Genomic DNA, 20,805 nt, shown 5'->3' with positions numbered 1-20,805 from the left:
ATGAGGACCATGAAAGCACTGCTGCTTGCGGGCAGCCTCGGCGCGCTTGCCGCCACCGGAGCGGTCACCGGCGCACAGGCCGAAACCTATCGCATCTCGCACTACCAGTCCGACGGCGAAACGACCGTTCGCGTCGCCAAGTGGTTCGCCGAGGAAATCGAGAAGGCCACCGACGGCGAGATCGCCTTCGAGGTCTTCACCGGCGGCGTTCTGCTGCCCGCCAAGGCAACCCTGCAGGGCATCGGCGACGGCGTGGTCCAGGAAGGCTTCCATACCTCGGGCTACACGCCTTCGGAGCTGCCGCTGTCGAACGCACTTTCGGGCTTCGGCTACATCGAGCCCGATCCCACCACCGTCGGCGCCGCCTTCGCAGACTGGGCGATCAACGACCCGGCGGGCAACGGTCAGTACGCCGAGCACAATGTCGTGCCCTTCGGCGGCTTCTCGACGCCGACGTACCCAGCGATCTGCAACACCGACGAGCCGGTCACCACGCTCGAGGACCTGCAGGGCCTCAAGATCCGCTTCCCCGGTGGCCTGACCTCGAAGCTCGCACAGGACCTGGGCGTGATCCCGGTCAACATTCCGGCCCCCGAGATCTACCAGGCGCTTCAGACCGGCCAGATCGACTGTGCCGGCATCCTCGCGGCGTGGCTGAACATCGACAACTCGCTCGACGAGGTGTCGAAGTCCGTGACGCTGCTGGGCTGGGAAGGCAGCTTCAACTCGCCGCTGCAGCTCTTCAACAAGGACTTCTGGCAGAGCCTGACCGATGATCAGCGCGCCGAGATCATCAAGCTCGCCGCCCGCGCCCACGCCAAGGCACAGATCGACTTCAACAGTTCCAACCAGAAGGCGCTCGACACCACCGCCTCCAAGGGTCACCCCGTGGTCGAGCCCGACGAGAGCATCCAGAACGCCGTGCAGGAATGGATCGACAACGGTCTCGGCGACCGCGCCGCGGTGGCCCGCGATGCCTACGGCGTCGAGGATCCCGAAGCGCTCTTCGCCTCCTTCGAGCCCTACATCGAGAAATGGCGCGAGCTGATTTCGAACATGGATGATCCGCTCGACGAAGACGAGCTCACCCAGGTCTTCTACGACAACCTCTACGGAGAGCTCGACCCGGCGGAATACGGCATGAACTGATCGACTGCCCCGACGCGGGACGCAGTCCGAAGGCGGGGTCCCCGAGGCCCCGCCTTTTCCTTTGCCCCCCTTCGCCCTATCCGCCCTTGCGCCCACCGCCGCGTTGCGGTCCCTTTGGGCGACTGCACGGGGGCCTTCAGATGAGCGAAATCGGCACACCGACCTATTACAGCCGGGTCGAACGCTGGGAATGCGATTACAACAACCACTGGAACGCGCGCTACTACGGCCGCAGCTTCCAGATGGCCGCCGAGGCGCTGGCAACGCCGCCCGGCGCCAGTGGTCCGGGGGGCGCGACCACGCCCCTGCGCCACCTGCGCTTCCACAGCGAGCTTTTCGTCTCGGCCCCGGTCTCGGTGCGCAGCGCCCGCCTGGCGTCGGGCCCGCACGAGGGCGCGATCGTGCATCTTCTCAGCAGCGGTGACACCCTGTCGGCCACGGCACTCGATCTGCCGGGCGGCAACGCCGGGCTTCCTCCGGTCGACCCCGAGGACGTGCCGCTCGCCCTGCCCCGCGGTCTTGACCTAGATCCCATGGGCGACTGGCCCGCGGAGGGCCGTTACGACCTTACGGTTCCGCTCGGACCGGTGCGCCCGTCCGATCTAGACCATACCGGCGAGATGCTCTTCGAGCAGATCATCCGCCACAGCTCGGTCTCTTCGCATGCACAGCTCAACGGGCTTGGGCTGACGCCGGAATTCTCGAACGAGACCGGCATCAACCGGATGGGCGTCGAGTTCCTGGTGTCGCGCGGTATCGCCCCGGCCGCGGGCACGCCGCTCTTCGCGAAATCGAAGCTCCAGCGCATCAAGGGCAAGAGCTTCTGGTGCGCGCACCGCATCGTTACCGATCTCGGAGAGACCGTCGCCACCATCGAGCAATGCCTTCTGACGGTGGACCTGAACACCCGCAAGGCCGTTGCCGTGCCGGACTTCCTTTACAAGGCACTGGACTAGGCCGGCGGCTCAGGGCGACGGCGGCAGCTTGCGCTTGCTGACCGGCCCGCCCGCGCGGCTCTCGCGCCAGAGGATGAACAGGCCCGCGGCGACCACCATCGCCCCGCCGACCAGCGTGTTGATCCCCGGCACGTCGTCGAAGATCAGCCACCCCAGCGTGATCGCGAAGAGCAGCGAGGTATACTCGAAGGACGCCGTGACCGACGCCGGCGCGGCCTGAAGGCTCAGCGCCATGCACAGTTGCCCGAACCCGCCGAGGATACCGCAGAGCACCAGCAGCCCCGCCTGTTCCCAGGTCAGGGGCACCCAGCCGCCAATGGCGGAGAGCGCAAGCAGCGACGACGAAATCAACCAGAAGTAGGCGGCGATCGTGGTCGGTGCCTCGGTCTTCACGAGGCCGCGCACCAGCAGGAAGACCACCGCCACGCCGGCGGCGGCGATCAGCGCCGCGGCAATGCCGATCAGCTCGGCGCGGCTCAGCTCTCCGGTACCGCTGGTGAGCATCGAGAGGTTCGGCCAGGTGATGACGAGCACGCCGAGAAAACCGAAGGCGACGGCGCCCCAACGGTTCGGCCCCACGACCTCGCGCAGGAAGAGCGCCGAGAACGCCACAACGAAGAGCGGCTGGGTGTATTGCAGCGTCACCGCCTCGGGCAGCGGCAGCGCCTGAACCGCGACGAAAGTCAGCCCCATCATCGTCAGCCCAAGCGTGGTTCGCGTCACGTGGCCGAAGATCCGCTTGGTCCGGAAGGCTGCGGTCAACTCGCCCCGCAGGATCAGGAGCCCCGCGATGGGAAGGATCGAGAAGAAGCAGCGGAAGAACATCAGCTCTCCCAGGGGGACGTCGTCGATCAGCTTGACGAGGGTCAGCATCAGAACGATGCAGATGACGTAGAGCACCTTGAAGAAGATGCCCCGCAAATGCGACTCGCGCGGGTCGCTCAGCGCGATATGGGTCATGGCAGCCCCTCCTCACGGGCCGACTCCAGTCTGCCCAAGGTTGCGCGGCGCTCCCAGCCCGCCCGGCACGGTCATAGGCCCAAGGTGGCGCAGCCGAAGGGAAAAGCTCGGCGGTCCGCGAAGGGCGTCGTCCGCCACCCGGCCGGGATGATAACAAGTCCGCAGCACGAGACACAGGGAGCGAGACCATCATGCAAGGCATTCTCGAGGGCATCCGGGTTCTTGATTTCGGGCGGTGGATCGCCGGACCGTATTGCGCCCACCTGCTGGCCAGCTTCGGTGCCGACGTGGTGCGCATCGAGCGGCCACGCGGCGAGGACGACCGATTTCTCATGCCGGTCACCGAGCACGGCGAGGGCGCGCAGTTCCTCCAGTGCAACGGCGGCAAGCGCTGCCTCGCGCTGCACATGACCTCGCCCGAGGGGCGCGAGGCGATCCGCAAGATGATCGCCCAGGCCGACGTGGTCGTGGCGAACTACTCGCCGAGCGCGCTGAAGTATTTCGGCCTCGACTACGAGACGCTCAGGGAGATCAAGCCCGACATCATCCTTGCCAGCGCCAGCGCCTACGGCACCAGGGGGCCGATGGCCGAACGGATCGGCTTCGACGGGGTCGGCCAGGCGGTGAGCGGCGCTGTCTGGCTCACCGGCGAGGAAGGCAAGCCGCATCGCGCGGCCACGGCGCCCATCGATTTCGCCACCTCGCTGTCGCTGGCCTACGGAACACTCGCCGCGATCATCCGCAAGATGCGCACCGGCGAAGGCACCAATGTCGAGGCATCGCTGGTAGGCACATCGCTGAACCTCACCAACCAGATCCTGATGGAAGAGGCGACCGGCTTCCGCCATCGCACCCCCATCGGCAACCGCAGCCCCATGTCGGGGCCCTCTGACATCTTCAAGGCGCGCGACGGCTGGTTCATCATGCAGGTGATCGGGCAGAAGGTCTTCCAGCGCTGGTGCAAGATCGTCGAACGCGAAGACCTGCTGGACGATCCGCGCTTCGCGACGGATGACAAGCGTGGCGCGAATGGCGAGGAACTCAGCGCAATCATGCAGAAGTGGTGCGCCGACAAGACGCGCGACGAATGCATCGACATCCTCGGCAACGCGAGCATCGGCTGCGGCCCGGTCCTGTCGCCGGCCGAGGTCACGGGCGGAGCGCTCGACCTGCGCGAGACCTTCATGCGCGACGTGGCGTTCCCGGGCTCAGCGCCCTTCCCGCTGGTGCCGCCGCCGGCGCAGCTGTCGGCCGGGAGCGTCGCCTTCGACCGTCCGCCACTTCTGGGCGAGCACAGCGCCGAGGTCCTCTCGGACTACGGGTTCTCGGAGGCGGAGATTGCCGCCATGTGCGAAGCCGGCACCGTAAAGCTCGGCGATGCTGAAATTCCCGCCCCGCGCGCAGAAGCCGGCTGACTGCACGCGCTTCAAGACACATTCGCGGTGCGGCCCCCTGCCCCGCGAGACGCAATGACGAAGGCGCGGTCCGGGAGACCGCGCCTTTTTGCATGAGATGAGCCCAAATTCCAGCGAGCGCCGTTCAGTCACGGCGGAGCCGCGGTCGCGGTATCGACCCGCTCCGCCGGGGGCTACACGCGTCATGCGCCGCCGACGGTCGAACGGAAAAGGCCCCGCGATCACCCGCGGGGCCTTTCTCGTTTGATGTGGCGCGGGTCAGCGCTTGCGAGAGAAGTCCGGACGGCGCTTTTCGCGGTGGCTCGCGACGCCCTCGCGCACGTCGGGACCGCCGAAGCCCAAGAATTCCAGCGCAAGACCGGCCTCGAAGGTGCCCGCGTTCTGTTTCCAGAACAGGTTGAGCGTGCGCTTGGTCCACTGGATGGATTCCTGCGCGCCGCGGTTCAGCTTGCTTGCCGTCTTGCGGGCGGTCTCGAGCAGGTCCGCCTCTTCGACGGTCAGCGACACGAGGCCGATGCGCTCGGCTTCCTCGCCGGAGATCTTGTCGCAGGTCAAAAGCAGGTACTTCGCCTTGGCCATCCCGCAAAGCAGCGGCCAGACCGCCGCCGCGTGGTCGCCCGCCGCCACGCCGAGGCGGGTATGGCCATCGACGATCACCGCATCCTTGGCGGCGATCGAGATGTCGGCCATCAGCGCGACCACAAGCCCCGCGCCCACGGCAGGCCCGTGGATCGCCGAGATGATCGGCTTCGAGCAGTCGATCATGTTGTAGTAGAGATCGCGCGATTCCTTCAGCACCTGCGTAAGCGTGCCGTAGTCCTCGATCTGCGCGTCGATCAGCGCGAAATCTCCGCCAGCCGAAAAGGCCTTGCCCGCGCCGCGCACGATCACGACGTTCACGTCGGGGTCTTCGTCGATGACATTCCAGACGTAGGGAATGTCGGAGTGGACCCGCGCATCGACCGCGTTGAGATTGGGGCCGTCGAAGATGACTTCGAGCACGCCCGGCTCGTTCATCTCGAACTTGAACGCGAAGTCGTTGTATCTGTCGAGGTTGCTCATTTCCGTATTCCTTAGCTGACGCGTTCGAAGATCGCGGCGAGGCCCTGGCCCCCGCCGATGCACATGGTCTCGAGACCGTAGCGGGCCTCGCGGCGCTCCATCTCGCGGAGCATGGTCGCAAGGATGCGCACGCCTGTCGCCCCGACCGGATGGCCGAGCGAGATGCCCGAACCGTTGACGTTGAGACGGGCGTAGTCGTCCTCGCCGAAGCCCCAGCTCTTGGTGCAGGCAAGCACCTGCGCCGCGAAGGCTTCGTTGAGCTCGACGAGGTCCATGTCCTTCATGGCGAGCCCTGCGCGGGAAAATGCCTTTTCCACTGCCGGCACCGGGCCGATGCCCATGCGCTCGGGTCCGACACCAGCGACGCCCCAGTTCACGAGCCGGCCAAGCGGCTTCAGCCCCAGGGCCTCGGCCTTTTCACGGGTGGTGACGATGCAGGCCGCCGCCGCGTCGTTCTGCCCCGAGGCGTTGCCCGCGGTGACCGTGGACTCGGGGTCCGACTTGCCGAGGATGGCGCGCAGCTGCGACAGGCTCTCGGGCGTCGCGTCGTGGCGGATGTGCTCGTCGGTATCGAAGACGGTCTCGCCCTTGCGGCTCTTGATCGTCACCGGCACGGTCTCGTCGGCGAACTTGCCCGCCGCCGTGGCGGCCGACGCCTTGGCGTGGGAGTTGGCGGCGAAGGCATCCTGCTCCTCGCGCGAGATCGAGAAGTCGCGGCGCAGGTTCTCGGCGGTTTCCAGCATGCCGCCGGCCACCGGGTAGAACTTGCCGCCCGAGGTGACACGGCCGCGCCCGATCCGGCACATCAGCGATGCGTCACGGCCCTTGAGGCCCCAGCGCGCGCCCATGGTGTAATATTCCGCCTGGCTCATGGATTCAGCGCCGCCCGCGACGATGAGATCCGCGACGCCCGTCTGCACGCACATCGAGGCGTTGATGACCGCCTGCAGGCCCGAGCCGCAGCGCCGGTCGATCTGGGTGCCGGGCACCGAGATGTCGAGCCCCGCGTCGAGCGCCGCGATGCGCCCGATGGCCGGAGCCTCGGAGTTGGGGTAGACTTGACCGAAGATCACGTCGTCGATGTCCTCGCTTTTCACCCCGGTGCGGGCGACGAGCGCCTTCATGACGGTGGCGGCAAGATCGGCGACGGGGACGTCGCGCAGGGAGCCGCCATAGCCCCCGACCGGGGTGCGGATCGGCTCGCAGATGACTGCTTCGCGCATGTTGTGTTCCTTCCTGTGTCCCGGAGTGGCGTCAGTACGACCGCGGCAGGCCGAGCACCTTGTCCGAGATGTAGTTCTGCACCATCTGCTGGCTGATCGGCGCAATCTTGAGATGCCGGGCTTCCATCCAGAAGCGCGAGACGTGGTATTCCGTCGACATGCTGAAGCCGCCGTGGAACTGCATGGCGCGGTCCGCCGCCTCGAACCCGGCATCGCTGGCAAGATATTTCGCGGCGTTGGCCTCGGGCCCGCAGGGCCGGCCTTCGTCGAACAGGCGCGCGGCCTTCTGGGTCACCAGATCGGCGGCCTCGAGCCGCATCCAGGCATCGGCGAGCGGATGCGCCACCGCCTGGTTCTTGCCGATGGGCCGGTCGAAGACGACGCGGTCCTTGGCGTATTGCACCGCGAGGTTCAGTGCGCCGCGCCCGAGCCCGATGCAGGTCTGCGCGACCGCGATACGCTCGGGGTTGAGCCCGTCGAGCAGGCAGCGGAAGCCTTTGCCCTCTTCACCGACGATCTCGTCCTCGAAGACCTCGAAATCCTCGAAGACGATCTCGTTGCTGTCGACGGCGTTGCGCATGATCTTGTCGATGCGGTTGATCTGGACGCCCTTCTTGTCCTTCAGCCGGGTCAGGAACAGCGTCATGCCGTCGAACGGCTTTTCCGGGTTGCGCGGGCTGGTGCGGGTCAGCAGCAGGATGCGGTCGGCGTTGAGCGCGTTCGAGATCCAGACCTTGCGCCCGTTCACCACGTAGCGGTTGCCGTCCTTCTTCGCGAAGGTCTTGAGCCGCGAGGTGTCGACGCCGTTGTCGGGCTCGGAAACGCCGAAGCACATCATCTCCTCGCCGCTCGCGAGCTTGGGAAGGAATTCCTTCTTCATCTCGGGCGAGCCGTGATGGATGACCGGTCCCGGCGGGAAGACGTAGTACTGGAACACCGAGTTGGCGTTGAAGCCGCATTTCGCGCCCAGCTCGTCGAGCACGATGCCGCATTCGGTGAGGCCGAGGCCCATGCCGCCATATTCCTCGGGCATCAGGATGCCCAGCCAGCCGCCCTCCGCCAGCGCGTCCTTGAACGCCCAGGGGTATTCCTTGGTCTTGTCCATCTTGCGCCAGTATTCGAGGTCGAATTGCTCGGCGATCTTGCTGACGGAGCCTCGGATCAGGTCGAGTTCGGATTGGTCGAGTGCCATTTTGGGGTCTCCTCTCAGGCGGTCTGTTCGGTGTCGGCCTGCACCGGGATCAGGTCGAGCGGCGTCGACGCGTCGAGCGCGGACATGTCGCCGGTGGGCTGGCCGAGGTAGCGCGCGCGGATGGCGCGGCGCATGATCTTTCCGTTCTTCGTCTTGGGCAGCCCGGGCACCGGCACGATCCGCGACGGGATCATCGCCTTGCCGACAAGCCGCGTGACGGCCTCGGCAGCCTTGGGCATGTCGAGTTCCTCGACCCCGGTCACGAGCGTCACGAAGGCGACGATGCGCGAGCCACGGTCCGGGTCCGGCACGCCGATCACGGCGGCCTCTGAGACCTCGGGGTTGGTGACCAGCGCGCTCTCGATCTCGGCCGGCCCGATGCGGCGTCCCGAGACCTTGATGGTGTCGTCCGACCGCCCGTGGATGCGCCAGTAGCCATCCTCCGCGACCGAGGCGAGATCGCCGTGCACCCATGTGTCCGGGAAGGTGCTCCAGTAGGTGTCGAAGTAGCGGTCGGGATCCTGCCAGAAGGCATGGGTCATGCCCGGCCAGGTGTTGTGGACCGCCAGTTCGCCGATCTCGCTCGTGGGTGCGCCCGTGGCGTCGAGCACGTCGGCATCCTGCCCCGGCAGCGGACCCGCAAAGGTCGCGCAGGAAATCGGCGCGCAGGTGTAGTTCGACAGGATCCCCCCGCCGGTTTCCGTCCCGCCGGTGTAGTTGATGATCGGCAGTTTCTCCTCGCCGACCTCGCGGAACAGCCACCACCAGGTCGGCTCGTCCCAGGCCTCGCCGGTCGATGTGAAGGCGCGCAGGCTCGAGATGTCCTGCGACGGAACACCGCCGTTCATCGCGGCGCGCAGCCCGCGCGCGGCGGTCGGCGCCATGCCGAGCATGGTGACGCGGTTGCGCTCGACGATGTCCCACATCCGGTTGTGATCGGGATGGTTCGGCAGCCCCTCGACGAAGACGATGCCGGCACCGAACTGCAGGCAGCCGGTGATCATGAGCGGCCCCAGCATCCAGCCCATGTCCGCGATCCAGCCGACGATGTCGTCAGACTGCACGTCGAAGGCATAGCCGAAGTCGACCCCCGACTTGATGAGGTAGCCGGCGTGGCTGTGCACGATGCCCTTGGGCGCGCCGGTCGTCCCCGAGGTGTAGATGATGAGGAACGGATCGTTGGGATCGCATTCCACCGTCGGCACCGGATCGAGCCCGCGCCCGACACCCGACCAGTCGTGGTCGCGCCCCTCGGTCATGTCGCAGCCGCTGCCGCTGTTCTCGATCACGAGGACATGCTTCACCCCCGGCGCCTGTGCCAGTGCGCCGTCCGCGGTCTCTTTCATGCCGACCGGCTTGCCCTTGCGCGTGGTGCCGTCGACCGTGACCAGTGCCACCGCCCCGGCGGCATTGAGCCGTGCCGCAAGCGGATCGGGCCCGTAGCCCGAGAACGCCGGAACCGCCACCGCACCGATCTTGGCGCAGGCCATCAGCGCCACCGCGGCCTCCGGGATCACCGGCATGAACAGGCCGACCCGGTCGCCCTTGCCGATGCCCATCGCCGCAAGCCCGGCGGCGATGCGCTCGACCTCGGCCCCCAGTTCGCCGAACGTGAGCGCACGGCGCGCGCCGCTGTCGGCCTCGCTGATCACCGCGGGGCGCTGTGCGGCCTGCGGGTCTTCGGCGTGACGCGTGACGCAATGGGTGGCGACATTGAGCCGCCCGCCCGTGAACCAGCGCGGAAAGGCGAAACCTTCACTGTCGTCGCGGAAGGTCTGCCACGGCGTGGTGAAGGCGACGCCGAGATCGTCGAGCGCCTTCGGCCAGAAGGTCTCGGGCGCGTCGATGGATGCCCGGTGCAGGTCCTCGAGGCTGTCGTATCCCCAGCGGAGCATCGCCGCTGCAAGACGGCTCCGGTCCATATGTTCGGGGCCGGGCAGCCAGTCCGCCGTGGCGGAGCTGCCGAAGCTGGCGCGTCCCTTCATGGCTTATCCCCTGTCCTTGAGCTGCTCGTACATGCCGATCACCTCGCGGGCGGTCTTCACGTGGGCGAGGTCGATGTGCATGCCCTCGTAGGCGACCGCGGCATCGCCCCGGGCGACACCGGCGTCGAAGGCGTCGATCATGCCCTGGTAGAATGCGACCTCCTGCTCGGTCGGCATGAAGACCTCGTTGGCGATGGCGACATGGCTGGGGTGGATCGCCACCAGCCCGCGGAAACCGAGCTTCTTGTTGTCACGGGCGAATTTCCACGCACCCTCGATGTCCTGAAGATCCTGCCACAGCCCGACGATCGGGAAATCCCGGCCCGCCGCGCGCACCGCCAGCACCGCCCGCGACCGCATGTAGAGCGTCTCGAGCCCGTCCGGCGTGAACTCGAAGCCGATGGAGCGCGAGACGTCGGCGTCCCGGGCCGTGCCCGCGAACAGCGTCGCGCAACGCGGCGATGCCTTGATCATGTTCTCGCAGTCGGCATAAGCCTGCGCGGTCTCGAGCGAGAGCACGAATTCCAGCGTGCCCGCCTCGACGCCGTTGCGACGCTCGTAGTGGTCCACCAGCGCCTCGGCCTGGACGACGTCGCGCGCCCCGTAGGTCTTGGGCGGCAGGAAACCGTTGCAGCCCTTGATCGCCACGGCCTCGAGATCGTCGCCCATCATGCCGGTCTCGAGCGCGTTGAGCCGCACGTAGACCCCGACCTCGGGGTTGGACTTCGCGAGCTCGCCGATGGTTTCGGCGACCATGTGACGGGTTTCGGACTTCATGTCCTCGGGCACGGAATCCTCGAGATCAAGGATCACCGCATCCGCGCCGGCCGCCACGGCCTTCTTGGCCCATGCCTGCTTGTGGCCGGGAACGAACAGCATCGAACGTGTGGGTTTCATACCGGAAAAGCCTCCTCTTTCCCCTTTGAATGCATAATATATTATTTTGGGTCAATCGACGCGTGCCGGTCTCGGCGCCTCGAAAGGCAAAAGCTGGCAAGCTCATAGGTGCGCAAGACCAGGGCCTTGGAAACCCCGCCGAAAGGGCGCAGGGGTTGGGGCCTGTGGCCGCACAAGGCGGCGGCTTCGGGCGCGGCGATTGACAAGGCGTGCGTCCGGCGGAAGCTCGGGAAACGAGGGTGAGGGAGACAGGACCGTGAAGCGTTTCAGTGACAAGACAGCACTTGTGATCGGCGCGGGAACAGCCGGCGGCGGCTGGGGCAACGGCAAGGCGATCGCGGCGCAATTCGCCCGCGAGGGCGCGAAGGTCGTCTGTTTCGACCTTGATGCCACCCTCGCCGAGGAGGCCGCGCAGACCATCCGAGACGAGGGCTTCGACGCCGTCGGGATCGGCGGAAACGCCACGTCCTCGGAGGACGTTAAGGCCGCCGTCGACAGGGCGGTGAGCGAATACGGCGGTCTCGACCTGCTGGCCAACAACGTCGGCATCGTTGTCCCGGGCGACGTGGTCTCGCTGTCGGAAGAGGATTTCGACAAGGTCTTTGCCGTGAACCTCAAGAGCTGCTTCCTGTCGATGAAGCACGCCATCCCCGAGATGCTGAAGCGCGGCGGCGGCGCCATCGTCAACGTCTCGTCGATCTCGAGCATCCGCTATCTCGGCAAGAACTACGTCGGCTACTATTCCTCGAAGGCGGCGATGAACCACATGACCCGGGTGACGGCGGCCGAATACGCGGCGCGGCAGGTCCGGGTGAACGCGGTGCTGCCGGGCCTCATGGACACCCCGATGGCGCGGGCCTCGGCGCAACGGAACTGGGGCGCGACGCCCGAGAAGATGGAAGAGCTCTGGAAGGAACGCGCCGAGCGCGTGCCGATGCAGTGGCTCGGCGACGCCTGGGACATCGCGAGGGCCGCTGCCTTCCTCGCGAGCGACGAGGCCCGTTTCATCACCGGGCAGACGCTGACCGTCGACGGCGGCATGACGCTGGGCTGCTGACGGTGGCCCGCGCGTCCGCCCTGTCGCTCCTGGTCGATCCGGCCTTCCGGAAGCTCCTGCCCGCGATCGAGGTCTGTTTCCTCGGGCTCTTCCTGCACATCGTCGCCTGCTCCTGGGTGATGGCCGAACTGACCGACAGCGCCAGCATGGTCGCGCTGGTGACCACCGTGACCTCGCTGCCGCCGGTGCTGCTTTCGCTGCTCGCCGGCGGGCTGGCGGATGTGCTCGACCGGCGGCGTGTGATGATCCTGAGCCAGGTCTTCATGTTCACGGTCTCGCTGGTGCTCGTCGCGATGGCCGCGCTGCATGTCCTGACGCCGGCCTGGGTGCTGGTGCTGGCGTTTCTCGTAACGTCGGGCAATGCCACGCTCGCCCCCGCCTGGATGGCGTCGCTGGGAGACATCGCCCCGCGCGAGCAACTCCCCGAGGCGATCTCGCTGCATACGATCTCGGCCAATCTCATGAAGACGCTCGGCCCGGTGCTGGGCGGGGTGATCCTCGCCACCGCCGGCAGCACGGCCGCCTTCGTCGCAGGCTCGCTGAGCTACGTTCCGGCCATCGTCGCGCTGGCGCTCTGGCGCGCGCCGAAACGCGAGGACGCGCAGGGCGCGACGATCCTCAGGGCGATATCGGAAGGTGTCCGCTTCATCGCCGAGGCCAAGCGGGTGCACCCCATCGTGCAGCGGGTGTTCCTCTTCGGGTTCTGTTCGAACGGGATGATCGCCCTGCTGCCGCTGGTGGCGCGCGAGCAGTTCGCCGGCGAGGCGGACATCTACGGCTACCTCTACGGCAGCATCGGCATCGGCGCGATCAGCGGCGGTCTGTTGCTGTCGAGACTGCGTGCGGCGTTCGGGATCGAACGGGTGGTCACCGGTGCCACGGCGGTGAACGCGGCCGGGATCGGTGTGCTTGCGCTCACGCACCAGGCCCCGGTCGGACTGGCGGCGACCTACGTGTGCGGCGCCTGCTGGCTGGTGAACCTCACGCTGCTGAACTCGACGCTGCAGCTTTCGGCACCGCGTCGGCTGGTCGGGCGGATGGTGTCGATGCACCTGACGTTCACCTATCTCGGCCTGACCCTGGGCAGCTGGGCCTGGGGCATCGTCGCCGAACAATTCAGCCTGCAGGTTGCGCTGCTGGCCTCGGGCGTGGCGATGGCGGGCACTGCGCTCATCGCGATCTGGCGCCCGCTGCCCGACGTCAGCGGCCCCGCTCCGGACCCTGCCCGTCCATGACGGTGGGCTGCGAAGACTTTTCGTCCTGCAAATCTTCTGCCAGCCCGGGTGGCTGAGTGCGCCCCAGGATTTTCAGCTGAAGATCCTGGGGCTGACCGTCACGCGAGGCTGTCGGCGTAATCCTTGGGCAGGCCGATGGTGCGGATCTCGACATAGGGATCAAAGCCCTCGCGACCGTGCTCGCGACCGATGCCCGACGCCTTCACGCCACCGATCGGACAGTGGAAGCCGCAGCCGCCGCCGTTGACCTCGACCACACCGGACTTGATGCGCTGCGCGATCTCGACGCCGCGCGCCGTGTCGGCGGTAAAGACCGATCCGTTCAGCCCGTAGGACGAGTTGTTGGCCACGGCGATGGCCTGCTCCTCGGTGTCGTAGGGGATCACCGACAGCACCGGGCCGAAGATTTCCTCCTGCGCGACACGCGCATCGGGGTCGACCCCACCGAGGATGGTGGGGCGCACGAACCAGCCCCGGTCGAGACCCTCGGGCCGCCCGGTGCCGCCGCAGACCAGCCGGGCCCCTTCCTTCACGCCAAGGTCGATGTAGCCCTCGACCCTGTCGCGCTGACGCTGGCTGACCATCGGGCCGATCTCGGTCGCCTCGTCGAGCGGATCGCCCACGGGCATCGAGGCGACCAGCGCCTCGAGCCGCTCGAGCACCTCGGCTTCCTTTGCGCGGGGCACGACGATCCGCGTCTTCAGGCTGCAGATCTGGCCCGAGTTGCGGAACGAGCCCACCCGCAGCGCGTCGATCGCCGCGCCGATGTCGGCGTCCTCGAGCAGAACTGCCGCCGACTTGCCGCCGAGTTCCAGCGTGATCGGGCGCAGCAACTCGCCGCACCCTTTCGCCAGCGTGCGCCCGGCCACCGTCGACCCGGTAAACGAGACCTTGTCGACGCCTGGGTGCAGCGCGAGATACTCGCTTTCCGCGCGGTCGGCGCAGAGCATGTTGAAGGTGCCCGGCGGGAACCCCGCCTCCTGTATCATCTCGGCCAGCAGGTAGGCGCTCAGCGGCGATTCCGGCGCCGGTTTGAGGATCACCGTGCAGCCCGCGAGCAGCGCCGGCCCGATCTTGGCCAGCGTCACCATCAACGGTGCGTTCCACGGCACGATGGCCACCACAACACCCTTGGGCCGGCGAGTCACGAGACCGTTGCCGGTCTTCGATTGGCGCAGCTCGGTCCACGCGATCTGCGGCGCAAGATCAAGTTGCGCCTCCATCATCATGATCGGAATGGGCACCTGCTGCGTACGCGACGCGGTGATCGGGCTGCCCATCTCCGCGGTGATCGCCTGGGCGATTTCCTCGGCACGGCGTTCGAAGATCGTCTTGAGCTTCGCAAGGCACGCCATGCGCTCCTCGAGCGGTGCCTTCGGCCAGGGGCCCTCGTCGAACGCGCGCCGGGCTGCGGCGACGGCCGCGTCCACGTCGTCGCGGGAGCCGGCCGGCACCGAGGCAATCGGTGCCTCGGTCGCGGGAGAAATGACCTCGATCCGGTCGCTGCCCTTCGCCGGGACCCAGTCGCCGTCGATGAAGATTGTGTCGAAAGTGCCGCTGCTGGCCATGGTATCGCTCCTCCTGATCGTTGCCGGGACCACTCCCCGGCATCATGCGCCGCGCGCATGGTCTCGCGCAGGACGTTAACTGACCCGGCGCTCAGTGGAACTGCCGCGGGCGGCCTCATAGGCCGCACCTATCCGGGCGACAGGGCGCCCGACGCCCGCGATGACTGCAATCCCGGTGCAGAGTTGCCTATCGTGGAGCCAAGGCGCGAGAGCGCAGCACAACGGGAAAAGAGGAACACGCAATGCTGGAAGGCAAGGTCGCCATCGTCACCGGGGCAGGCAGCGGGATCGGCAAGGCACTGGCACTGGCGCTGGCGCGCGCGGGCGCCGGCGTGGTGGTGAACGACATCGGCGTGTCGCTCTCCGGCGAGGGAGGCTCTGCCTCCCCTGCGGAAGAAACACGCGACGAGATCCGCGCCTTCGGCGGCAAGGCCACGATCAGCACGGACTCGGTATCGGACTGGGACGCGGCGCAGAACATGGTGGCGACGGCGCAGAAGGACCTTGGCGGGCTCGACATCGTCGTCAACAACGCCGGGATCCTGCGCGACGCGATGTTCCACAAGATGGAGCCCGAGCAGTGGCTGTCGGTGCTCAACGTGCACCTGAACGGGACCTTCTTCGTCAGCCGCGCTGCCGCCCCGGTCTTCCGGGCGCAGGAATCCGGCGCCTATGTCAACATGACAAGCGCTTCCGGCCTTGTCGGCAACATCGGGCAGGCAAACTACTCGGCAGCCAAGCTCGGCATCGTGGCGCTGACGAAATCCATCGCGCTCGACATGGCGCGCTACAACGTCCGGGCCAACTGCATCTGTCCCTTCGCCTGGGGCCGGATGACCGGCAACATCCCGACCGAGACCCCGGACCAGAAGGCCAGGGTCGAGAAGCTGAAGCAGATGACGCCCGAGAAGAACACGCCGCTGGCGGTCTACCTCGCGTCCGACGCGGCCAAGGACGTCACCGGGCAGGTCTTCGCGGTCCGCAAGAACGAGATCCTGCTGATGAGCCAGAGCCGCCCGGTCCGCTCGGTCCAGCGCGATGACGGCTGGACCCCGGAACAGATCCGCGATCACGCGGCCCCGGCGCTGAAGCCGTCGTTCTTCGGGCTCGACCGCAGCCAGGACGTGTTTTCCTGGGATCCGGTCTGACCACGTATTTTCTGGAGGAGGAGAGACAGGATGGACAAGCTGGAGGAGTTGGTCGCCAAGCAGGAGATCCACGAGAACCTGCTGCGCTATGCCCGCGGTGTCGACCGCAGGGACTGGGCGCTGGTGCGTGACACCTACCATGACGGGGCAATCGACTGGCACGGAGAGTTCCACGGCGACGCGGACGCGTTCATCGCATGGGTCTCGGAGCGGCACGCCACGGTCCCGTTCTCGATGCACCTCATGGCCAACAGCCTGATCGAGATCACCGGCCCCGTCACGGCCTGCGCCGAAACCTATTTCATCGCCATGAGCCGGCGCGAGCCGCCGGACGGCGAGAACACGGACATCGAGGTCTTCGGTCGCTACATCGACCGGTTCGAGAAACGCGAGGACGGCGTCTGGCGGGTCGCGGCACGCAAGGTCGTCTACGACAGCACCCGCACCGCGCCCAGCACCAACCACCTGCGCACCCTTCAGGGCGCGCTCGGGCAACGTGACGGCAGCGACGCCGTGTATGAACTGGCCTGAACCCGAGCCACGGCAGGCAGACATGGCAATGATCAAGCGGGGCCGTCAGGCCCCGTTTTTTCGATCCTCGCTCCAGAGCCCCTGCTCTTCGAGATGCTGCACCAGTGCATCGCCTCCGCTGACGATATGCTCGACCATCTGTGTGCGCGCCCTCTCGGGATCGCGGTCGCGGATCGCGTCGAGAATGCGCGGGTGATAGTCCATCGAGCCTTCGATCTGGCCCTCGATGCGACCATAGAACTCGTTCGGCAGCTGCTTGGTCATGTTGCCCAGCAGGTTTGCCAAGCGGTTCGAGCGCGCCGCGAGGTTCACCGCCCGGTGAAACCTGTGGCCAAGGCGTGTGTAGAGCGGCTCGTCGCCCGCTGCGACCGCTGCGCGGTGGTCGACGATGAGCTGCTCGAGCTCGGCGATTTCCTCGTCGCTCGCGCGTTCGGCGGCGCGGGCGGCCAGCTCTCCGGCCAGCGTGCCCTGCGCCCAGAAGATGTCGAGCACGTCCTGCGCCTCGACCCCCACCACGCGGAAGCCGCGGCGCGGCACCAGCTTCACGAAGCCTTCGAGCTGCAGCAGAAGCAGCCCCTCGCGCACTGGCGTCGAGCTGACATCCATCGCCCTCGCGATGCTGTCGATGCGCAGGTAGTCGCCCTCGCGCGCCTGTCCCGAGATGATGAGTTCCCGGACGTAGCTTGCCACGTCCTGGGACAGCTGGTTGCGGCGCCCCTGTGCGCCCCGGGGTAGCTCCATCGCGCCTGTCTTCCGGATGATACTGTTGTCGCCCATCACAGGTACTGCGCGACCGGACGCGGTGCAAGCATCACCCCCGGCACCTCTGCGGTCACAGCGTCGTCGCGGTGCCGCCGTCCACCGGAAGGACGACGCCGGTGATGTACGAGGCAGCATGGGACGCCAGGAACATCGCCGTGCCCGCCATGTCGTCCGGTCCGGTGAGGCGGCGCATCGGAACCTTCTCGGTCACCTTGTCCTCGCCCACGCGGTCGAGCGTGCCCTGCATCATCTTCGAGGGGAACATCCCCGGCGCGATCACATTGACCGTGATGTTGCGACCCGCGAGCTGGTCGGCGAGATGGATCGACAGCTGGTGCGACGCCGCCTTCGACGAGGAATAGGCGTAGGTCTCGTGCTTGGGAATGTGGAAGCCGTCGATGGAGCCGATGTTGATGATCCGCGCCGGCGTCTCCCGGGTGGCGGCGGCTTCGAGCAGCGGCACCAGGTCGCGAATGAGGAAGAACAGCCCCTTCACGTTGAGGTCGAACACCTTGTCCCAGCCGCTTTCGGGGTACTCCGCAAGCGGCGCCGCCCAGAGTGCGCCCGCGTTGTTGATGAGCACGTCGAGGCTGCTTTCGCGCGAGGTCATCTCGGCCACGATGGCCGCCCGGCCCTCGGCCGACGAGATGTCACCCGGAACCGGCAGCGCGATGCAGGTACCGAAGGCCGACAGCCGCTCCGCGGTGGCCGCGCAGGTCTCGGGCTTGCGCGAGCAGATGTAAACCTTTGCCCCGGCCTTCACGAAACCTTCGGCGATGGATTCACCGATGCCGCGTCCGCCGCCCGTAACCAGAACCGTCTTGCCGGCGAGGCCGAAATACTGCTCGAGGATGGTCATTTTGCTCTTCTCTCCCTTGGTCTTTGTCCGGCGGCTCAGGCGCTCGCGGCGATGGCCGGGCTCTTGGCCTCGGTCTCGGCCAGGACGCCCTCTCCGAACAGCCGGTCGATCTCGGCGGCATCGAGGACACGTCCCGCGATCTCGCGCGTGTGCTCCCCGATCTGCGGCGCGATGAAGTCACGCTCGGGCCGCTCTCCGGAGAACCGCCACGGCGCGCGCACCAGCGCCAGCCCGTCGCGTTCCGGCTCCATCATCTGCAGCCAGTCGGTCTGCGGGTGGCGCACCAGTTCGGCCGCGGTCAGCACCGGGGCGAAGGGCACGTCGTATTCGATCAGGAGCCGCTCCCACTCCGAGCGGTCGCGGCGCGCGAACTCGGCCTCGACGATGGGACGCAGCTCGAAGTAATGCGTCAGCCGGTCCTGGTAGGTCAGGAACCGCGGATCCTCGGCCAGTTCGGGGCGACCCAGGGCGCGGGTCAGCGCCTCCCAGAATTTCTGCGACGAGGACAGGTGCAGCGTGATCGCGCCACCGTCGGACGTCTGGAGGCAGAAGTTCTGCGCCTGCGGGTGGCGGCTCTCGCGGGTGGGGGTGCGACCGCCGTCCTCGTACATCTGCGTCACCGCGTCGATGGTGATGGTCGACATCGCCTCGAGCAGCGAGGTCCGGATGTCGGACCCCTGCCCCGTCGTGCCACGGCCGACCAGCCCGGCTAGGATGCCCATGCAGGCAGTGATCGCGGTAATCAGGTCGCCGATGCAGGTGCCCGAGAGCCTCGCATCCTCGGCATCGTTCATGATCGAGTAGAAGGCCCCCATGCTCTGCCCGATCGAGTCATAGGCCGCCCGGTCGCGCCACGGTCCGCCATCGCCGAACCCCGAGACTGAGGAATAGACGATGTTCGGATTGACGGCGTGGATGTCCTCGACCCCGAGACCGAGCGCCGCCATCTTGCCGGGACGCGAGTTCTCGATCACGACGTCGAATTCGGGCAGCAACGACTTGATGAGCGCGATGCCGTCCGGCGACTTGAGGTTCACCGCCATGCTTTTCTTGCCGGCGTTGTATTGCACGAAATAAGGGCTTTCCGTGCCGACGCCGCGCCGGAACGGGTCACCGCCGCGCGGCGGCTCGACCTTGACCACCTCGGCCCCGAGCGAAACGAGAATGGCGGCGGCATAGGGTCCGGAAATATAGGCCCCGAGTTCGAGCACGCGGATTCCCGTCAGCGGTTTCGTCTGGCCCATGTCTTTCTCCGTCTGGTCTGTGGCGCCCCTGGCGCGATGATCGGCGGTTCTGCGCGGGGGCCGTTCGGCGCCACCGCGGTGTTCAAGCGAACCTACCCGCTCGACAGCGGCGGTTCCACGCGGGCAAGGCCTATGGAGGCCAGCGATTGCTCCTGTCTCTGGAGACCATCGGGGTTACCTCTCGCTGGCGTGATCCGTGGCGTCACCCTGCCGAAGCCATCCCTCCGCAAGCCCCTGTTCGATACGGACCGGCGCGATGCCCCAGGCCGCAAGCCCCTCGCGGGTGTCGGCTCCGTCCTGCGCCGGGGCAAGGCGCAGCGCGCCGGGCGTGCGTGAGAAGCGGGGCGCGGGCGCCGGGTGCTCGACCCCGGCAAAGCGCTGCGTCATCGCGCGGGCGGTCGCCTGAGGATGGGTCGCGGCCTCAGAGAGTGACAGCACCGGCGTCACGCAGGCATCGCTGCCATCGAAGATCCGCTCCCATTCGGCGCGAGTGCGTTCGCGGAAGCGGGCCGCGAAGATGCCGCGCAGCACTTCGCGCGCGCCGGGCGCCGAGCGGTCCGGAAGTGCCTCCGCCTTCAGCTCCAGGCGTTCGATGAAGCTGGCATAGAACCGCGCCTCGAGCGCACCGACGGCCATCCATTCGCCGTCCGCCGTTTCATAGACCGCGTACCATGGCGCGCTGCCGTCCAGGTCGTTACCGCCGCGTCGGCCGGAAATGCGCCCCTCGGCCAGGAAGCCACGAAACACGGTGAGCAGGCTGCCGACCCCGTCGATCATCGCCGCGTCGACCACCTGCCCCCGGCTGCTGTGCCGCGCCTCGAGCAACGCGCAGACCACGCCGAAGGCCAGATAGAGCGCGCCGCCGCCGTAGTCTCCCACGAGGTTCAGCGGCGGCACCGGCGGCCCGCTTTCGGCCCCGATCATCCCCAGCGCGCCCGCGAGCGCGATGTAGTTGATGTCATGTCCCGCCGCCTGCGCCAGCGGCCCGTCCTGCCCCCAGCCGGTGGCCCGGCCGTAGACCAGCGCCCGGTTCGCGGCGAGGCACGGCTCGGGCCCCAGCCCGAGACGCTCCATGACGCCGGGCCGATAGCCCTCGATCAGCACGTCGGCGGACCGGACGAGATCGAGCAGCGTTTCGCGACCTTCGGCGCTCTTGAGGTCCAGCTGCACCGACCGCTTGTTACGCCCGCGCAGGTCCGCCGCCGCACCGCCGATGCCGCGCTCGGGGGCGACGGGCCGGTCGATGCGCAGCACGTCCGCGCCCATGTCCCCGAGAAGCATGCCGCAGAACGGGACCGGCCCCATGCCTGCCATTTCCAGCACGCGCACCCCGCTCAGCGTTCCCATGTTGGCCTCCTCCCCTCGTTTCCGGTGAAGACTTGCATGGAAGATCCGGCGGCGCCTGCGCGGAATCGGTTGCATAGGGCGTGCCTATGGGGCGCACAGAGCGGGTCCGGGTCGCAACCCGCGCGGATCTGTGCTTTGACTGCCTGCCAAGCCCGAACCGAGGGCGCAACGGAACAGACTGGAGAACCGCCGATGAAGGTGCTTGTACCTGTCAA

At 67.3% G+C, this 20,805-nt stretch carries 18 protein-coding genes; 7 read left to right on the top strand and 11 right to left on the bottom strand.

Features of this window, described 5'->3' with window-relative positions:
• Both D6860_RS00090 and D6860_RS00085 read left to right on the top strand, forming a co-directional pair.
• A complete protein-coding gene (locus tag D6860_RS00090) occupies window positions 1-1,149 on the top strand; it encodes a C4-dicarboxylate TRAP transporter substrate-binding protein (protein ID WP_076624672.1) in 1,149 nt (382 codons plus the stop codon).
• Between the two features lie 140 nt (window positions 1,150-1,289).
• Window positions 1,290-2,105: a hypothetical protein gene (locus tag D6860_RS00085; RefSeq protein ID WP_076624673.1), complete on the top strand. Its 816-nt coding sequence runs from the start codon at window positions 1,290-1,292 to the stop codon at window positions 2,103-2,105.
• Window positions 2,106-2,114: 9 nt separating this feature from the next.
• Here D6860_RS00085 and D6860_RS00080 read toward each other — a convergent pair whose 3' ends face one another.
• The gene (locus D6860_RS00080) at window positions 2,115-3,065 is read right to left on the bottom strand and encodes a DMT family transporter (RefSeq protein WP_076624674.1); all 951 of its coding nucleotides are present in this window, start codon (window positions 3,063-3,065) and stop codon (window positions 2,115-2,117) included.
• Between the two features lie 191 nt (window positions 3,066-3,256).
• On the opposite strand from D6860_RS00080, the gene D6860_RS00075 reads away from it, so the two are divergent.
• On the top strand, window positions 3,257-4,480 hold the full coding sequence (locus tag D6860_RS00075) for a CaiB/BaiF CoA transferase family protein (RefSeq protein ID WP_076624675.1): 1,224 nt from the start codon (window positions 3,257-3,259) through the stop codon (window positions 4,478-4,480).
• A 258-nt stretch (window positions 4,481-4,738) separates the two neighbouring features.
• Here the strand turns inward: D6860_RS00075 and D6860_RS00070 are convergent, their stop codons facing one another.
• From D6860_RS00070 to D6860_RS00050, 5 genes are read right to left on the bottom strand one after another with little or no spacing between them, the layout of a single operon-like run.
• Window positions 4,739-5,542 carry an enoyl-CoA hydratase/isomerase family protein gene (locus tag D6860_RS00070; RefSeq protein WP_076624676.1) on the bottom strand — a complete coding sequence of 268 codons (804 nt, stop codon included), beginning with the start codon at window positions 5,540-5,542 and terminating at the stop codon, window positions 4,739-4,741.
• Between the two features lie 11 nt (window positions 5,543-5,553).
• Entirely contained in the window at window positions 5,554-6,765 is a 1,212-nt protein-coding gene (locus tag D6860_RS00065; RefSeq protein WP_076624677.1) for an acetyl-CoA C-acetyltransferase, read from the bottom strand.
• Between the two features lie 31 nt (window positions 6,766-6,796).
• On the bottom strand, window positions 6,797-7,957 hold the full coding sequence (locus D6860_RS00060) for an acyl-CoA dehydrogenase family protein (RefSeq protein ID WP_017468208.1): 1,161 nt from the start codon (window positions 7,955-7,957) through the stop codon (window positions 6,797-6,799).
• Window positions 7,958-7,971: 14 nt separating this feature from the next.
• Entirely contained in the window at window positions 7,972-9,942 is a 1,971-nt protein-coding gene (locus D6860_RS00055; RefSeq protein WP_076624678.1) for an AMP-binding protein, read from the bottom strand.
• A 3-nt stretch (window positions 9,943-9,945) separates the two neighbouring features.
• Window positions 9,946-10,839: an HpcH/HpaI aldolase/citrate lyase family protein gene (locus D6860_RS00050; RefSeq protein ID WP_076624679.1), complete on the bottom strand. Its 894-nt coding sequence runs from the start codon at window positions 10,837-10,839 to the stop codon at window positions 9,946-9,948.
• A 256-nt stretch (window positions 10,840-11,095) separates the two neighbouring features.
• On the opposite strand from D6860_RS00050, the gene D6860_RS00045 reads away from it, so the two are divergent.
• On the top strand, window positions 11,096-11,896 hold the full coding sequence (locus tag D6860_RS00045) for an SDR family NAD(P)-dependent oxidoreductase (protein WP_076624680.1): 801 nt from the start codon (window positions 11,096-11,098) through the stop codon (window positions 11,894-11,896).
• A 2-nt stretch (window positions 11,897-11,898) separates the two neighbouring features.
• Entirely contained in the window at window positions 11,899-13,131 is a 1,233-nt protein-coding gene (locus D6860_RS00040; protein WP_017467121.1) for an MFS transporter, read from the top strand.
• Between the two features lie 98 nt (window positions 13,132-13,229).
• Here D6860_RS00040 and D6860_RS00035 read toward each other — a convergent pair whose 3' ends face one another.
• On the bottom strand, window positions 13,230-14,699 hold the full coding sequence (locus D6860_RS00035; protein ID WP_017467122.1) for an aldehyde dehydrogenase: 1,470 nt from the start codon (window positions 14,697-14,699) through the stop codon (window positions 13,230-13,232).
• 242 nt (window positions 14,700-14,941) lie between these two features.
• On the opposite strand from D6860_RS00035, the gene D6860_RS00030 reads away from it, so the two are divergent.
• Both D6860_RS00030 and D6860_RS00025 read left to right on the top strand, forming a co-directional pair.
• On the top strand, window positions 14,942-15,847 hold the full coding sequence (locus D6860_RS00030) for an SDR family NAD(P)-dependent oxidoreductase (protein ID WP_076624681.1): 906 nt from the start codon (window positions 14,942-14,944) through the stop codon (window positions 15,845-15,847).
• Between the two features lie 30 nt (window positions 15,848-15,877).
• Window positions 15,878-16,378, top strand: a complete 501-nt coding sequence (locus tag D6860_RS00025) for a nuclear transport factor 2 family protein (RefSeq protein WP_017468620.1) — start codon at window positions 15,878-15,880, stop codon at window positions 16,376-16,378.
• A gap of 45 nt (window positions 16,379-16,423) precedes the next feature.
• Here the strand turns inward: D6860_RS00025 and D6860_RS00020 are convergent, their stop codons facing one another.
• The 4 genes from D6860_RS00020 to D6860_RS00005 all read right to left on the bottom strand — a co-directional run bounded on the left by D6860_RS00020 (window position 16,424) and on the right by D6860_RS00005 (window position 20,590).
• Window positions 16,424-17,155 carry a GntR family transcriptional regulator gene (locus D6860_RS00020; protein WP_083697883.1) on the bottom strand — a complete coding sequence of 244 codons (732 nt, stop codon included), beginning with the start codon at window positions 17,153-17,155 and terminating at the stop codon, window positions 16,424-16,426.
• A gap of 55 nt (window positions 17,156-17,210) precedes the next feature.
• A complete protein-coding gene (locus D6860_RS00015; protein WP_017468137.1) occupies window positions 17,211-17,999 on the bottom strand; it encodes an SDR family oxidoreductase in 789 nt (262 codons plus the stop codon).
• Window positions 18,000-18,034: 35 nt separating this feature from the next.
• Entirely contained in the window at window positions 18,035-19,243 is a 1,209-nt protein-coding gene (locus D6860_RS00010; protein WP_076624683.1) for a CaiB/BaiF CoA transferase family protein, read from the bottom strand.
• Between the two features lie 174 nt (window positions 19,244-19,417).
• Window positions 19,418-20,590 (bottom strand): CaiB/BaiF CoA transferase family protein, encoded by a 1,173-nt coding sequence (locus tag D6860_RS00005; protein ID WP_076624684.1) that lies wholly within the window; start codon window positions 20,588-20,590, stop codon window positions 19,418-19,420.
• Between the last annotated feature and the right edge of the window lie 215 nt (window positions 20,591-20,805).

It is taken from the genome of Salipiger sp. D13, from assembly GCF_003703915.1.
In the GTDB taxonomy this organism is placed as follows: Bacteria; Pseudomonadota; Alphaproteobacteria; order Rhodobacterales; family Rhodobacteraceae; genus Salipiger; species Salipiger profundus.
The sequence above is the reverse complement of the archived record's forward strand: the minus strand, read 5'-3'. Positions and strand labels throughout refer to the sequence as shown.

What these genes read in the sequence shown, in the direction of transcription:
- D6860_RS00035 (WP_017467122.1), bottom strand. Translation starts at nt 14,699, where the DNA reads ATGGCCAGCAGCGGCACTTTCGACACAATCTTCATCGACGGCGACTGG.
- D6860_RS00080 (WP_076624674.1), bottom strand. Translation starts at nt 3,065, where the DNA reads ATGACCCATATCGCGCTGAGCGACCCGCGCGAGTCGCATTTGCGGGGC.
- D6860_RS00005 (WP_076624684.1), bottom strand. Translation starts at nt 20,590, where the DNA reads ATGGGAACGCTGAGCGGGGTGCGCGTGCTGGAAATGGCAGGCATGGGG.
- D6860_RS00050 (WP_076624679.1), bottom strand. Translation starts at nt 10,839, where the DNA reads ATGAAACCCACACGTTCGATGCTGTTCGTTCCCGGCCACAAGCAGGCA.
- D6860_RS00075 (WP_076624675.1), top strand. Translation starts at nt 3,257, where the DNA reads ATGCAAGGCATTCTCGAGGGCATCCGGGTTCTTGATTTCGGGCGGTGG.
- D6860_RS00055 (WP_076624678.1), bottom strand. Translation starts at nt 9,942, where the DNA reads ATGAAGGGACGCGCCAGCTTCGGCAGCTCCGCCACGGCGGACTGGCTG.
- D6860_RS00020 (WP_083697883.1), bottom strand. Translation starts at nt 17,155, where the DNA reads ATGGGCGACAACAGTATCATCCGGAAGACAGGCGCGATGGAGCTACCC.
- D6860_RS00030 (WP_076624681.1), top strand. Translation starts at nt 14,942, where the DNA reads ATGCTGGAAGGCAAGGTCGCCATCGTCACCGGGGCAGGCAGCGGGATC.
- D6860_RS00085 (WP_076624673.1), top strand. Translation starts at nt 1,290, where the DNA reads ATGAGCGAAATCGGCACACCGACCTATTACAGCCGGGTCGAACGCTGG.
- D6860_RS00010 (WP_076624683.1), bottom strand. Translation starts at nt 19,243, where the DNA reads ATGGGCCAGACGAAACCGCTGACGGGAATCCGCGTGCTCGAACTCGGG.
- D6860_RS00015 (WP_017468137.1), bottom strand. Translation starts at nt 17,999, where the DNA reads ATGACCATCCTCGAGCAGTATTTCGGCCTCGCCGGCAAGACGGTTCTG.
- D6860_RS00090 (WP_076624672.1), top strand. Translation starts at nt 1, where the DNA reads ATGAGGACCATGAAAGCACTGCTGCTTGCGGGCAGCCTCGGCGCGCTT.
- D6860_RS00065 (WP_076624677.1), bottom strand. Translation starts at nt 6,765, where the DNA reads ATGCGCGAAGCAGTCATCTGCGAGCCGATCCGCACCCCGGTCGGGGGC.
- D6860_RS00070 (WP_076624676.1), bottom strand. Translation starts at nt 5,542, where the DNA reads ATGAGCAACCTCGACAGATACAACGACTTCGCGTTCAAGTTCGAGATG.
- D6860_RS00025 (WP_017468620.1), top strand. Translation starts at nt 15,878, where the DNA reads ATGGACAAGCTGGAGGAGTTGGTCGCCAAGCAGGAGATCCACGAGAAC.
- D6860_RS00060 (WP_017468208.1), bottom strand. Translation starts at nt 7,957, where the DNA reads ATGGCACTCGACCAATCCGAACTCGACCTGATCCGAGGCTCCGTCAGC.